Annotated in this window: 16 protein-coding genes and 8 tRNA genes; 17 read left to right on the top strand and 7 right to left on the bottom strand. The window is 36.5% G+C overall.

Annotated features, from left to right (window positions below; genetic code table 11):
- Nucleotides 1-170: 170 nt before the first annotated feature.
- From GW534_RS13905 to GW534_RS13855, 11 genes are all read left to right on the top strand, one after another.
- Nucleotides 171-255 (top strand) — tRNA-Tyr (locus GW534_RS13905).
- Nucleotides 256-284: 29 nt separating this feature from the next.
- Nucleotides 285-360 (top strand) — tRNA-His (locus tag GW534_RS13900).
- Between the two features lie 15 nt (nucleotides 361-375).
- Nucleotides 376-449, top strand: a tRNA-Arg gene (locus GW534_RS13895).
- Nucleotides 450-485: 36 nt separating this feature from the next.
- A tRNA-Ala gene (locus GW534_RS13890) sits at nucleotides 486-561 on the top strand.
- Between the two features lie 16 nt (nucleotides 562-577).
- A tRNA-Met gene (locus tag GW534_RS13885) sits at nucleotides 578-651 on the top strand.
- A 21-nt stretch (nucleotides 652-672) separates the two neighbouring features.
- Nucleotides 673-746: transfer RNA gene (locus GW534_RS13880), tRNA-Asp, on the top strand.
- A gap of 5 nt (nucleotides 747-751) precedes the next feature.
- Nucleotides 752-839 (top strand) — tRNA-Asn (locus tag GW534_RS13875).
- A gap of 10 nt (nucleotides 840-849) precedes the next feature.
- Nucleotides 850-921: transfer RNA gene (locus tag GW534_RS13870), tRNA-Glu, on the top strand.
- Between the two features lie 309 nt (nucleotides 922-1,230).
- Nucleotides 1,231-2,832 (top strand): ribonuclease J, encoded by a 1,602-nt coding sequence (locus GW534_RS13865; RefSeq protein WP_246204170.1) that lies wholly within the window; start codon nucleotides 1,231-1,233, stop codon nucleotides 2,830-2,832.
- A 118-nt stretch (nucleotides 2,833-2,950) separates the two neighbouring features.
- Complete coding sequence (locus GW534_RS13860) at nucleotides 2,951-3,166, top strand: glycine zipper domain-containing protein (protein ID WP_202630946.1); 216 nt, start codon at nucleotides 2,951-2,953, stop codon at nucleotides 3,164-3,166.
- A gap of 257 nt (nucleotides 3,167-3,423) precedes the next feature.
- Complete coding sequence (locus GW534_RS13855) at nucleotides 3,424-3,840, top strand: acyl-CoA thioesterase (RefSeq protein ID WP_161921595.1); 417 nt, start codon at nucleotides 3,424-3,426, stop codon at nucleotides 3,838-3,840.
- A 197-nt stretch (nucleotides 3,841-4,037) separates the two neighbouring features.
- Here the strand turns inward: GW534_RS13855 and GW534_RS13850 are convergent, their stop codons facing one another.
- Complete coding sequence (locus tag GW534_RS13850) at nucleotides 4,038-4,169, bottom strand: YuzL family protein (protein WP_161921594.1); 132 nt, start codon at nucleotides 4,167-4,169, stop codon at nucleotides 4,038-4,040.
- A 513-nt stretch (nucleotides 4,170-4,682) separates the two neighbouring features.
- Here GW534_RS13850 and ahpC point away from each other — a divergent pair.
- From ahpC to GW534_RS13835, 5 genes are all read left to right on the top strand, one after another.
- Entirely contained in the window at nucleotides 4,683-5,246 is a 564-nt protein-coding gene (gene ahpC / locus GW534_RS13845; RefSeq protein WP_161921593.1) for an alkyl hydroperoxide reductase subunit C, read from the top strand.
- Between the two features lie 57 nt (nucleotides 5,247-5,303).
- Entirely contained in the window at nucleotides 5,304-6,830 is a 1,527-nt protein-coding gene (gene ahpF / locus GW534_RS13840) for an alkyl hydroperoxide reductase subunit F (protein WP_161921592.1), read from the top strand.
- 112 nt (nucleotides 6,831-6,942) lie between these two features.
- Nucleotides 6,943-7,110, top strand: coding sequence for a hypothetical protein (locus GW534_RS16175; protein WP_202630945.1), 168 nt, complete (start codon nucleotides 6,943-6,945; stop codon nucleotides 7,108-7,110).
- 23 nt (nucleotides 7,111-7,133) lie between these two features.
- On the top strand, nucleotides 7,134-7,262 hold the full coding sequence (locus tag GW534_RS16560; protein WP_246204168.1) for a DUF6254 family protein: 129 nt from the start codon (nucleotides 7,134-7,136) through the stop codon (nucleotides 7,260-7,262).
- Nucleotides 7,263-7,363: 101 nt separating this feature from the next.
- Entirely contained in the window at nucleotides 7,364-7,912 is a 549-nt protein-coding gene (locus tag GW534_RS13835) for a GNAT family N-acetyltransferase (RefSeq protein ID WP_161921591.1), read from the top strand.
- 29 nt (nucleotides 7,913-7,941) lie between these two features.
- Here GW534_RS13835 and GW534_RS13830 read toward each other — a convergent pair whose 3' ends face one another.
- The 3 genes from GW534_RS13830 to GW534_RS13820 form a co-directional block, all read right to left on the bottom strand.
- The gene (locus GW534_RS13830) at nucleotides 7,942-8,088 is read right to left on the bottom strand and encodes a hypothetical protein (protein ID WP_161921590.1); all 147 of its coding nucleotides are present in this window, start codon (nucleotides 8,086-8,088) and stop codon (nucleotides 7,942-7,944) included.
- A gap of 182 nt (nucleotides 8,089-8,270) precedes the next feature.
- Nucleotides 8,271-9,050: a TerC family protein gene (locus tag GW534_RS13825; protein ID WP_161921589.1), complete on the bottom strand. Its 780-nt coding sequence runs from the start codon at nucleotides 9,048-9,050 to the stop codon at nucleotides 8,271-8,273.
- A 664-nt stretch (nucleotides 9,051-9,714) separates the two neighbouring features.
- The gene (locus GW534_RS13820) at nucleotides 9,715-10,302 is read right to left on the bottom strand and encodes a nitroreductase family protein (protein ID WP_407670485.1); all 588 of its coding nucleotides are present in this window, start codon (nucleotides 10,300-10,302) and stop codon (nucleotides 9,715-9,717) included.
- 496 nt (nucleotides 10,303-10,798) lie between these two features.
- Between GW534_RS13820 and GW534_RS16730 the strand changes: the two genes are divergently transcribed.
- Complete coding sequence (locus tag GW534_RS16730; protein WP_281352006.1) at nucleotides 10,799-10,924, top strand: hypothetical protein; 126 nt, start codon at nucleotides 10,799-10,801, stop codon at nucleotides 10,922-10,924.
- Nucleotides 10,925-11,023: 99 nt separating this feature from the next.
- Here the strand turns inward: GW534_RS16730 and GW534_RS13815 are convergent, their stop codons facing one another.
- From GW534_RS13815 to ssuE, 3 genes are all read right to left on the bottom strand, one after another.
- Entirely contained in the window at nucleotides 11,024-11,641 is a 618-nt protein-coding gene (locus tag GW534_RS13815; RefSeq protein WP_312854683.1) for an NAD(P)H-dependent oxidoreductase, read from the bottom strand.
- A 280-nt stretch (nucleotides 11,642-11,921) separates the two neighbouring features.
- Nucleotides 11,922-13,307: an LLM class flavin-dependent oxidoreductase gene (locus GW534_RS13810; RefSeq protein ID WP_161921587.1), complete on the bottom strand. Its 1,386-nt coding sequence runs from the start codon at nucleotides 13,305-13,307 to the stop codon at nucleotides 11,922-11,924.
- A 24-nt stretch (nucleotides 13,308-13,331) separates the two neighbouring features.
- Entirely contained in the window at nucleotides 13,332-13,877 is a 546-nt protein-coding gene (gene ssuE, locus GW534_RS13805) for an NADPH-dependent FMN reductase (protein WP_161921586.1), read from the bottom strand.
- Between the last annotated feature and the right edge of the window lie 56 nt (nucleotides 13,878-13,933).

Genomic DNA, 13,933 nt, shown 5'->3' with positions numbered 1-13,933 from the left:
AATATAAAGATATTATTGACAATAAATATTAATCTTGTTAATATATAAAAGTCGCGTTTTTGATACGAATTTTAAAATAATTTTCTCAAAAAAGTTTGACATTAATTTGATAGTATGTTAGTATAATAATCGTCTGTTACAAATGCAGCTGATGATTCCAAATTCATAATGGAGGGGTAGCGAAGTGGCTAAACGCGGCGGACTGTAAATCCGCTCCCTCAGGGTTCGGCGGTTCGAATCCGTCCCCCTCCACCATTTTACTTATGACGACCGTGGCGACCGTGGCGACCGTGGCGAAGTGGTTAACGCACCGGATTGTGGCTCCGGCATTCGTGGGTTCGATTCCCATCGGTCGCCCCATTAATTTACAATAATGCGCCCGTAGCTCAATTGGATAGAGCGTTTGACTACGGATCAAAAGGTTAGGGGTTCGACTCCTCTCGGGCGCGCTTCCTATTAAAGGTCATATGATTGTTAGTAATTATGGGGCCTTAGCCCAGCTGGGAGAGCGCCTGCTTTGCACGCAGGAGGTCAGCGGTTCGATCCCGCTAGGCTCCACCAGATAAAATATGAATATGGCGGCGTAGCTCAGCTGGCTAGAGCGTACGGTTCATACCCGTGAGGTCGTGGGTTCGACTCCCTCCGCCGCTACTTATTTTTAAAATTTAATATGGTCCGGTAGTTCAGTTGGTTAGAATGCCTGCCTGTCACGCAGGAGGTCGCGGGTTCGAGTCCCGTCCGGACCGTCTTTAGAGAAGTACTCAGGTGGCTGAAGAGGACGGTTTATTATACCGTTAGATTGGGTTACCGGTGCGCGGATTCAAATCCCGCCTTCTCACTTCGTATTTTGGCCCCTTGGTCAAGTGGTTAAGACACCGCCCTTTCACGGCGGTAACACGGGTTCGAATCCCGTAGGGGTCATCATATCATAGTCTGAAAAACAGCGATTAAATCGCTGTTTTTTATTGCGAAAAATTCTATTCTCCGCTCTAATCTCCATTTTATTCTAAATTTCATGCTTCGAAATTCATATGAATTATCCCACCAAAAGTTTTTTCTCAATGTTATTTTTCACCATTTTAAAAAATGTAAGTAAAGAAAATTGTAGTAGCTCTTACAGTTATGGGTATACTAACAAAAAAACAGCAAAAGTGGCTGTCTGTTGTGGATGAGAAAGGAGAAGTTTTATCCGTATTTGCCCTCGGTGGCTTAAATGAAATAGGTAAAAATATGTATGTAATTGAATATGGCCAAGATATCATTGTCATCGATTGCGGTAATAAATTTCCCGATGAAAGCTTATTAGGAATTGACTTGATTATCCCTGATTTTTCTTATTTAATCGAAAATCAACATCGTGTCCGAGCATTAATTGTTACCCATGGCCATGAAGATCATATCGGCGGCATTCCATACTTTTTGAAAAAGGTGAATGTGCCAGTGTATGCAACACGGTTTACACTTGGACTAATTGAACTGAAATTAAAAGAACATCGGTTTTTAAGAGAAAGTACACTTCATGAAATTAATTCTGATAGTGAGATTCAAATTGGTTCATTTCATTTAAGTTTCTTTAAAGTTAATCATAGTATTCCTGATTGTTTAGGGATTATTTTTAAAACACCGGTTGGAAATGTTGTTCATACGGGTGATTTTAAATTTGATTTAACGCCAGCTAATAATGAGCGTCCGGAAATACATAAGATGGCAAAAATTGGTGAGGAAGGGGTATTACTTTTATTATCGGAGAGTACGAATGCTGAACGATCAGGTTTTACACCGTCTGAACAAAAAGTGGAAGAACATTTAAATGCTGCCTTTATTAAAGCGAAACAAAGAATTATTGTATCTACCTTTGCGTCTAACATAAGTCGGATTCAACAAATTATTAATGCGACGGAAAAGACGAAACGAAAGCTTGTTTTATTAGGTAGAACGATGCTCAATGTAGTTGAAATTGCCATTGAGAGAGGGTATTTACAAGTTCCTGATGGGATGATTATTGACAGGGATGAAATTAATTTTTATGACCCTGATGAAGTTGTTATATTATGTACAGGTAGTCAAGGTGAACCGCTGGCGGCCCTTTCCCGTTTGTCTTCAGGAGAATTTCATGGAATTGATGTTTTACGAGGGGATACGGTCATTTTTGCTGCAGGACCAATCCCAGGTAATGAAAAAAATATTACAACGATTGTCGATAATTTCTTCGCTTTAGGGGCAAATGTAATTTATGGCTCTGGCAGTGCATCGGGAATGCATGTATCTGGTCATGGTTATCAAGAAGATTTAAAATTAACGCTCTCTTTAATGAAACCGACATATTTTATTCCGATCCATGGTGAATATCGAATGTTACATCACCACTGTTTATTAGCAGTAAGTGTCGGTGTCGAAAAAGAAAATACGTTTATTTTGCGTAATGGGGATGTAGTTGAAATAGAAAACGGCATCGCTCGAAAATCTCGTAACATCCCAATTGGAAACATGTATGTGGATGATGGGGATGTAGGGGATATGGAATTTGTTTTACGTGATCGAAAACAAATTTCGAAAGATGGAATGCTCATTATTGTTCTTACGATGAGTAAATATGATGGCAGACTTCTTGCTGAACCGGAGACTTTTTCGCGAGGGTTTGTTGATCAAAATTTTTCAAAACTTCGTAACGGCATTAATGAAATTACGTTTAATAAAGTGAATGAATTGCTTAATGAAGAACGATATTCGTGGAACGGGATGAAAAAGAAAATTAAAAGAGCAATACGTGATTATGTTCAACAGCAAACGAAGAAAAATCCGATGATTGTTCCAATTTTTATTGAAGTATGATGAATTAATATACTCAGAAATAGTTTCCATAATTTTAATGAAAGGTAAAGGGAAAGATAAAAATGGATGAGCTAGTATTTACTAGTTCAGTCCAAAAAAATTATAGGGAGTGATTGCTTTGGCAGAAAAAGATAAACGGAAGCAAAATCAAACGGATGATACAGTAAGTGAAGTGGTTGGAACAGGAACTGGTGCAGTAGCGGGTGCCGCGATTGGTTCAGTTTTTGGTCCTTTAGGAACGGTAGCAGGAGCGGTTGCGGGCGGAGCTCTAGGAAATAAAGCTGGTGAGACTGCTGACGATATGGATGAAAATGATGTCCCTTCAGAAACTTAAAAATTATTCATAAATATTTTTTTGGTAAGAGGCTGTTGATTAGTCAGGAAGATGACTATTTAACAGCCTTTAAATTTTTATTAAAATAATAATGAAATTTCTTGCAAAGTATAGGTGTTAGAAATTATCATAGTAATTAGAGGGGTCTTTTGTTAATGGGGAAATTTTTATGGGTGTAACTTTTTTGACAAATTTTTCTAGTAAAAATTTGTTTCTTAACAAAGTACATAAGGTCAAATAAAATGGAGGGGAGAAATATGATTGACAAAACTTCACTAACTGTAATCGAAAGCGATATCGATGAATTGGGGCATGTGAATAATAAAGTTTACCTTGATTATTTAGAAAAAGGTAGAGAAAATTGGTTTTATAAAGCAACGGGAATGAACTTCCTTGATATGAAAGAGAAGAATTTGGGTACTGTCGTTATTCGAATTGAAATTGATTTTAAAAAGGAAGCGTTACTTGGGGATCGATTACAAATTGAAACAATTCCTAATTATATAGGAAATAAAAGTTTGAAATTTAAACAATCCATTTATAATCAAAAGAATGAAATATTGACTGAAGCGCTCGTTACTTGTGTCATGTTTGATCCGACAACAAGGAAAAGCATTCCAGTAATTGAGGAAATTCGAGGGAAATTTCCGAAGAGCGAAAAAACGACTATTTAAATAAGGAAAGTGGCTGTCCAACAAGTCCAAAATCCCGACATTTTGAAGTGAAGTTGGCGGCGACTCCAGCCGGACTAGCACGAGCCGAAGACCCCACAGGAACGTAGAGACGAGGAGGCTGAGACCGCCGGCGGAAAGCGTCTGCCAACGCAATGAAGCATAACTTCAAAATTAACTTTATGGACAGCCTATTTTTATTATTTTGGATATTGATTGTTCTGACTATTCACCTTATCAACATGGGCCTTCTTCTTCCCAGGTCCGGCATTACCTTTAACACTCGCTGCACTTACGCCTGCTTTTGACGGGTTCCTTTTTAATCTCGCCATAAAGTATTACCTCCTAGTTTGGATATACGTTTATAATTTCCCCTATGTTTATGAAAATATAATGTGTTTTAATAATTGCTATTAAATGGTTTATTGGTATGTAAAACAAAATAGGTGAGTATTAATATGAATTAGCTGACTAATTGTAGTCAATAATGAATATAAGGTTTTGGAAAAAGTTGTTTTTCGCTTTATTAGCTGCGTATTTTCTTGGAATATTTTTGTACTCTATTTTTTCAATTACGTATAATATTTGAGAATACGAACTATTCTCTTTGATTGTTTGAACATTGTAATATAAAAGAACGAGATTTTGTCTAAGATATGAAAAAAGTGCTTTATATTTGACTAAAATATGACTAATGTGGATAATGATAGTGTGTGACAGATACTTTGTTCAAAATTATTTAACGATAATTTAACAAAAATTTTATTGTTATATTTTAAAAAGTATCTGATAATAATTTCTAGAAGATAATTATTTTAAAAAAGATTCAACAGGAGGAATTGCAAATGTCAATTATTGGAAAACAAATTGAACCATTCACACTACAAGCTTACCGTAACGGAGATTTCGTTGAGGTAACAGACGAAGATTTCAAAGGAAAATGGAGTGTTCTATGCTTCTATCCAGCTGACTTTACATTTGTATGTCCTACAGAACTAGAAGACTTACAAGAACAATATGATGAATTGAAAAAATTAGGTTGCGAAGTTTATTCTTGCTCAGCTGATACTCACTTCGTTCATAAAGCATGGCATGATCATTCAGAAGCAATCGGTAAAATTACATATACAATGATCGGTGATCCTTCTCATAAATTAATCCGTATGTTTGATGTACTTCGTGAAGAAGAAGGAGTAGCTGATCGAGGTACTTTCATCATCGATCCAGACGGTGTTATCCAAGCAGTAGAAATTAACGCAGACGGTATTGGACGTGATGCAAGTACATTAATTGATAAAATTAAAGCAGCACAATACGTACGTAACCATCCAGGTGAAGTTTGCCCTGCGAAATGGAAAGAAGGAGAAGAAACATTAAAACCTAGTCTTGACCTTGTAGGTAAAATCTAATAGCTTTATGACCGTTTGTTTATAAGAGGGCAAGGCAAATTGAGGAGTGATCAATAAATGCTAGATGCAGATATAAAGCAACAGTTAGAGCAATATTTACAACTTCTCGAAGGTGATGTACATCTTAAGGTAAGTGTTGGTTCTGATAAAGTTTCTCAAGACATGCTTGAGCTTGTTGAAGAATTAGCAAATATGTCACCTCGTATTAAATATGAGCGTGTTCAACTAGAGCGCACTCCTAGCTTTAGTGTCAATAGACCTGGAGAAGAGACTGGCATCGTTTTTGCCGGTCTTCCTCTCGGTCATGAGTTTACTTCACTTGTTCTAGCGTTGCTACAAGTGAGTGGTAGACCGCCGAAAGTTGAACAAGAGATCATTGATCAAATTAAAAACATTCAAGGTGAATACCGCTTTGAAACATATGTTAGTTTAACGTGTAATAACTGTCCTGAAGTTGTTCAGGCATTAAACTTAATGAGTCTACTTAACCCTGGTATTTCCCATACAATGATTGAGGGGACTGCTTTTAAAGATGAAGTTGAAAGTAAAGACATTATGGCTGTGCCAGCTGTCTACTTAAACGGCGAATTCTTTGAAAGTGGTCGTATGACAGTTAAGGATATTTTAGCGAAACTTGGTAGTGAAGTTGATTCTTCTGTATATGAAGAGAAAGAGCCATTCGATGTACTTGTAATTGGTGGTGGACCAGCGGGTGCTTCAGCGGCAATTTATGCTGCTCGAAAAGGTGTACGTACAGGTATTGTTGCTGAACGCTTCGGGGGTCAAATACTAGATACAACTACGATTGAAAACTTCATCTCTGTAAAAGAAACAGATGGTGAAAAATTAGCTGCCCAATTAGAAGCACATGTGAGAGAATATCCAGTTGATATTATGGATTCTGTGTCCGTTGAAGGTCTGGAAAGAAAAGACGATATGATTCACGTGACACTGAAAAACGGTGCTGTGCTTAAGAGTAAAACAGCTATTATCGCAACGGGTGCACGTTGGCGTAACGTTGGCGTACCTGGTGAGGAAGAGTTCCGTACAAAAGGTGTTGCCAACTGTACACACTGTGATGCACCATTGTTCGCTGGTAAAGACGTAGCAGTTATCGGTGGCGGTAACTCTGGATTAGAGTCTGCAATTGACTTGGCTGGTATCGTTAACCATGTAACTGTTTTAGAATTTGCACCTGAATTAAAAGCGGATTCTGTTTTACAAGAACGTGTAAATAGTTTACCTAACGTAACTGTTATTAAAAATGCAGCTACAAAAGAAATTACTGGTACAGATAAAGTAACTGGATTAACATATGTTGACCGTGAAACAAATGAAGAACATCATATTGAATTACAAGGTGTGTTCGTACAAATCGGTCTAGTACCAAATACGGAATGGTTAGAAGGTACTGTTGAAATGGACCGCGGTCAAATTATTGTTGATAAACAAGGTGCTACGAGTGTGCCAGGTGTATTTGCAGCTGGTGACTGTACAGACAGTGCATATAAACAGATTATTATTTCGATGGGATCAGGTGCAACTGCTGCCCTAGGTGCCTTTGATTACTTAATCCGTCATTAATATGAGAACAGACAGAATTTATTTCTGTCTGTTTTTTTCGTTATGGAAGATTTTTTAAGAAAGAATAAATTGTTTTTCTCTCCTAATAATAAAATTTGAAGGAGGGATTTTTTTGGCGAAACGAACGAAGAAAAATGATGCGAAGCAAAAAAATAATCAAGGAATCGATTCAGCTGTACATGATACTGAATTTGCGAAGGAAATTGGAAGTGCAAAGGCAAATAAAATTCAAAAAGAAGAGGCTAAACGGCGTAGGGAAGATGGTTGGGATATAGGTTAACATTTTGAAAGGGGAAATGATGCATGACTTGGTCAAAACGAACTAAACGAGATCGTTGGCGTTTAAGAAAAACTCAAAACAATCCACCCCATGGCAAAGTAAAATCCTTTAAACAATTAGCAAAAGAAGCGGGGAAAGACGAAGAAGGTTAATGATTGAATTGAAAATAAATTAAAATGGTATAAAATGAAAAGTAACAAAGGTACAATCCAGTTTTTGGAAATGTACCTTTTTTTATTAGGGGGGAGTTTCATTGTTTTATAATCAAGAAAAGAAAACGATTCGGACGGAAAGACTTTTATTGCGATTTTTTCAACTAGAAGATGCAGAGGAAGTAGCTCGTATAGTAAATAACTACAATATATATAAATCTACGATGAATTTACCATATCCGTATTCAATCGACGATGCAATTAAATGGATTAAAGGGATGCCGAAGAAGGTTAAATCGGAGAAGGTTTTTGAATTTGCTATTACAGATAAAAATACGGGGAAATTATTTGGCGCGATTGCTTTATCAAAAAATAAAGCTTTCCGTAATGGAGAGTTGGCGTATTGGATCGGTGAAGAATATTGGGGAAAGGGATATGCAACTGAAGCGGGAAAAGCGATGATTGAGTTTGCATTTAATGAAAAGAATTATCATAAAGTGTATGCACGACATTTCCGGTCAAATCCAGCATCCGGCAGGGTATTAGAAAAAATAGGTATGAAACAAGAAGGTGTGTTAGTTGACCATATTATAAAAGATGGTCGATATGAAGATTTAGTTTTTTATGGGATTATTTATGAAGAAAATTAGGAGGCAACAGTTTTTGCCTCCCAGAAAGTTTATCGCTGGCCCATTATTGCTTCATTTTTACGTTTTAAGGAAATAAAATATCGTTGTTCATTTTTATGTAATGTAACAGTATGGTTGTAAAAGTTTGATAACGATTCTTCAGTTAATATATCATCTGTCCGTCCACTTTGAAACACAGTTCCTTCACGAAGTAATAGGGTGTGGGTGAAAACAGGTAAAATTTCGTATCATTTTTAAGCAATGTAACTAGGCAATGAAACAAGGGACCCGTCCCCGTGTACCAAAATAGGCTGTCCATTTTTGTTAGCTTTGTGTGCTCAAATTAATGGACAGCCTTGTCTAATTTTAATCATTTATATTAAATTGTTTGTTTTTCAGTTTCTTTCTCTTCAGATGTTTGGTCGGAATTTCCTTTTTTACCAGAGGCAAACCAACCGATAACAGCAATACCAACCATTACTACCCAGAATATTGTGTTCCAAATTGGACCGTGTACAAAGGATTCTGGAATGATTTGTACAGATTCATGTGCTAAAGTGTGAACTGCAAGTTTCACACCGACCCATCCTACGATTAACATCGCTGCTGATTCTAAACTTGGACGAGTAGTTAATAATTTGATAAATAATGCTGATGCGAAACGGATAATAATTAATCCTGCAAGTGCACCAAGGACGATAATGACGAACTGTGCAGTATCCATGCCACCGATTGTACCAAATGTTGTTGGTGGTAAAGCGATAACTAAAGCGACAGCAGCTAAGATTGAGTCAATAGCAAAGGCTATGTCTGCTAATGCGATTTGTGCAACAGTTCCTGGGAAACTTTTCTTTTTCACTTGCTTCACTTCGTCGTCTTTCTTAAGAAAATGTTTAATTGCAATAAACATTAAATAGGCAGCGCCGATGGCTTGAATTTGCCATACGTGAAATAGGTATGAAATGATAAAAATCGCACCGATTCGGAAAACAAACGCAAGCATTAAGCCAATATCAATGGCCTTTTTTTGTAATTCTTTCGACGGTAAGCTTTTCGCAAGGACGGCAAGTACTAAGGCGTTATCAGCTGATAGTAGACCTTCCAAAACAATTAATACTAACAAAATTGAACCATATTGTAAAAATAACGATAAATCCATAATTTCCTCCTTTTATTTATGTAGTCGAAAGGAAAAAATAAAACGAGACCCTTGAATTATGAAAAAGTTATCATAATTCAAAGGTCTCGTTAACAACGTAAATACGTTGCCAATAAAACCGATGGAGCAGGGGCTCCATGAAATGACGGCTTTATTGTTAAAACTACTCCCCTTTGACTTCTCTTTGTATAATTAATATAGCAAATATATGGAAAAAATGCATCATTTATTATTAATAACTTTAAAATTTTATAGTTTGCTATTTTTTAAGCCTTGAAGAATAGATATACGTATCTTTTCCGAATGTATTTCGAATTTTCTTCCTCGCTTCTGCAGGAGACCTTGCCAATATTTGTTTTTCAACTTTTTGTTTACCATTTTTATATTCGACGATAAAACATTTTTCACCGCATCTCAAAACGTTTCCCCACCTGTGGGGCTGTCCAAAAAGTCAATTTTTAGACATTATTGATGGAATTATTCGGTACTTTGGCGGACGCTTTCCGCGGGCACGGCCTCAGCCTCCTCAACGCACAAGCGCGTTTGCGGGGTCTTCGGCTCGTGCTGTTCCCGCTGGAGTCGCCGCCAATTTCCTCATCAAAGATCTGTATTTTCTTCTTTTCGGACAGCCCCAATAATAATATATACATTCCGTGTAATAATATTATTTATATTCCTTGCCAAATTTTTCAGAGAAGATGGATTCCTTAATTGGGCGTCGTCCATTCGGTTGTTCACGTTCTTGAAATCCTTCTGGTAAATCTTCTTTTTCTCCTTGATAACCAATCGCAACCAGTGCTTCGATAGCAAATTCCTCAGGTATTTCTAACATTTCCCGAGCTTTATCAAAATCAAACCCAGTCATTGGATGGGTGATTAATCCGCATTTATTTGCTTGTAATGCCATATGTGCCCATGCTGCACCAGCATCAAAAGAATGGCTTCTTAGTGGTTCGCCATTTCTAGTCTTTTTAGAAAGGATTAATGTTAGTACAGGTGCTTTTTTACACCAAGCTAAATTATTTTCACTGATGAATGGATAGAATTTTTCCCGTTCTTCTGCAGTTTTTGCAATGATAAAACGCCAAGGTTGTTCATTAAATGCAGATGGTGCCCAACGTGCAGCTTCCAAAATTGTTAGAAGGATTTCCTCAGGCACTTCTTTTTCTAAAAAGGATCTTGGTGACCAACGTTCAATAAAAACATCATCAATCGCATAATCTGGTTTTCTGTAAGATTTTACATCTGTAATCATCATTTGCATTTCCTCCTTTGTTTCTCTTCTATCATACAAAATTTGTGAATGAATTAAAAATGTAATGAAATTAAACGTTGGAAATCTTGCTTTTTTAATATATATTTTGTGTATTAATTGCCTTTGTTACTTAGTCATATTTGTCCAATTCCTTGAATATGGTGTACTTACACAACAATCCAAAGGAATAAAATCGAATGGAATGATTTTACGTATTACTGTACCGCCTTTACGTTTTTAGAAGGGGAACTAGGTCTTGGAGAAGTTACTGCCCTACTTCATGATTATAGTATTAAAAACTGGGCTACGTTTAATGGGGTAAAAAGGTTAACTTTGGATTTTGATACAGTAATCGGTCGAAATCCGAAATGGGCCCGTTGGTAAGACGGTCTTGGAATGACGCCAGAAAGACTGGAATTACTCCAACAAGTTTGCGACAAAAGTAAGAACTTTATCGAAGGAAGAGAAGGATGAAATCCCAACTTTTATATTAATGCGGAGATTGCAATTAATTTCCTGGCTCGGCAGTAGAGATAATAAAACGTCCCAGGCCTTAGGTGCAAAGTATACAGAAGATACAGATGAGATTGCGAAAAAATATTTAGCTTACAATCCGTAAATATTCATAGGGAGAGGACAAAATAAGAAGGACCAGATTTATATACATTATTGTATATAGGTCTGGTCTTTAAATTTTAATGGAAGATAATTTAGAGGATTAGTTGATTGGTTTTCTTGATTTTTTAATGCTCCATTCATTGTTTAGTAATCTCAAGTCATCAAAATAAAATATTTTACCAGAACGAGAAGGGATTAGATCGATAAAATGCGAGAGTTGATCTTTCGTAGCTTGTAATTTTCCTTCATTAATAATCGGATTTTCTCTAAATTTATCAATTTGCTCATCTAAAATATATACGCCTTTTATATTTACACCTTTTAAATTTGAGAGAAGCGGTTTGAAACTATATTCTAATGTGAAATGATAATCAGGGCTCTTACCAGTCATAATTGGAAAGATCGGTTTTCGTTCAAAAATGTTTGGTGAAAATAAATCGAGAAAGGCTTTTAAAACACCCGAGAAAGACCCTTGTAAAACAGGGGACCCGATAATGATTCCTTGTGCGTTTTCAATATAACTTGTAATTTGCTTAATTTTTGGGCATTGGTTATTACAGGTGAAAAGTGTTTCTGGGGGGATATCTTTTACGGAAATGTGTTTTACTGAAAAACCGTCTTCAATGAGTAGTAGTCCTAAATATTTTAATACTTGTTCAGTTTCAGAAATTTCGGCAGGACTTCCTGAAATGATGATACAATCATACAAATAAATCACCCTTTCCTTTCTTATATATTTTATTTTCATTTTCTGAAATTGAATTAATTTGTAAAACTCCCTCTTTTCTGGCGAGAAAAGAGGGAGATAGATCACTCGGTTTTTACGTCTTAACTTGTTGAAATTTGTCTTATATAAAAAGAGTGAATGGACGAAAAGTTGCTTCAAGTTGATACCCTCAACTTCTCATAAAAATATATAAAGTTTGAAATAATTGTATAATTTTAAATCCGATTAGTCAAGTAGGAATTGTGGTTAAATTTGGCAGTTTTACTTAAAGTTAAACATGTTGTAAATGTTTTTTGAACTGTTTTGCCGGGTGATGATCTGGTAAGTAATTACCTTTTCCGAATAAATTATCGCGGAACGTTGTATCTCGATAAGATGACGGTACAAGCTCTCTTTCTTGAAGAATTGGAACGACTAGTTCAATAAAGTCTTTAAACGTACCAGGCGACAATGCATAAGCGATGTTAAACCCGTCCACATCTGCCTCATTTACCCATTGTTCCAATGTATCGGCAATTTGTTCAGGAGAACCAACAGCCGCAGCACCCATACCGCCAATTCCGATAGCGTTAATGACGTCTTGAACAGTCGTTGGTCTATTTTCCGTAACCGTTAATTTCGTAAAGTTTTCTAATGTAGAGCGAATTGAGTCGTTTTCAATATAACGAATTTCTTGAGCTGGATGGTATCCAGATAAGTCAACACCAGTCCATCCGCCAAATAGGGCTAAAGCACCTTCCTCACTAATATACTGTTTATATTCCTCATATTTTGCTTGTGCTTCAGTCTGGGATTTTCCTACAATTGGCACAAACATCGTTAAAATTTTCACTTCATGAGGATCTCTTCCGGCATTTTTCACTTCTTCACGAATTTTCCGCACCGTTTCCTTCGCTACAGGAATGTTCGGAGCACCTATAAACACGAGTTCGGCATGTTTTGCAGAAAACTTCCGTCCCCGTGATGAAGCGCCTGCTTGGAATAATACCGGAGTTCGTTGTGGAGAAGGCTCACTGAGATGGGCTCCCGGTACTTTGAAATATTTACCGTAATGATTGATGTTATGAACTTTATCTGGATCTGTATAAATTCGATTTTGTTTATCAACCTTTACCGCATCATCTTCCCAACTGGATTCCCATAGTTTATAGCAAACTTCTAAAAATTCATCAGCAATATCATATCGTTCGTCGTGACTTATTTGATCATCTAATCCCATATTAATGGCTGCGCTTTTTAAATAGGAAGTAACGATATTCCAACCAACGCGACCATTTGTTAAATGGTCTAATGTGCTCATACGACGTGCGAACGGATACGGGTGTTCATGGGTGACTGATGCGGTAACACCGAAGCCGAGATGTTTTGTTACAGCAGACATTAACGGCACAATTAAAAACGGATCATTAACTGGGGATTGTACCCCGTTCCGTACGGCAGCATCTCTTGAGTTATCGTATACATCATACGTACCTAATACGTCGGCAATAAAGATGCCATCAAATCTCCCTTTTTCAAGAAGTTTTGCAAGTTCAATCCAATATTCCGCATCTTTGTAGCGGTGAGACTGATCTTCAGGATGGGCCCATAACCCCGGGGATTGATGTCCAGGTGTATTCATTTCAAAAGCATTCAAATAAATTCGTTTCTTTGTCATGAATTGTCATCTCCTATCCATTTATTAAACTGGTAAATGAACTGCAGATAAATCAACTAAACTTTTAAAATAATAAAGTTGTTTCGTTGTTCTTTGTAAAACATCTTCATCAATAATCGGGTTAACACTTAATTTGTCAATTTGATCATCTTGAATAAAAATTCCTTTAAGATTAATTCCTTTTAATGTAGCAATTAATGGTTTTAGGCTATATTCCAATGCTAAAAGATGGTTCGAACTTCCTCCTGTCATAAGTGGTAACACTGGTTTATGTTGAAACACATCTTGAGGTAATAAATCAATTAATGCTTTTAAAACACCTGAATAGGCACCTTTATAAACCGGTGTTCCGATAATTACGCCTTTTGCTAGTTCTATCGATTGTGCAATGTTTTTAATAACAGGGCTAAGATAATTACCAGTAACTAAATCTTCTGCAGGGACGTCTTTCACCGATACATGAATGATGGAAAGATTTTCTTTTTCAAGTAAAGAACCTAAAAACTTTAAAACTTGCTCAGATCTAGATGTTTCCGTCGGACTTCCTGAAATAATAACGATATCAGCCAATACATTCACTCCTTAAAAATTTACTTTTGAGAAATAAGATGCATTTTATTTTTAAT

Origin of the sequence: Pallidibacillus pasinlerensis, assembly GCF_009996845.1 — a bacterium.
GTDB lineage: Bacteria > Bacillota > Bacilli > Bacillales > Caldibacillaceae > Pallidibacillus > Pallidibacillus pasinlerensis.
This window is presented reverse-complemented; position numbering and strand designations above follow the sequence as displayed.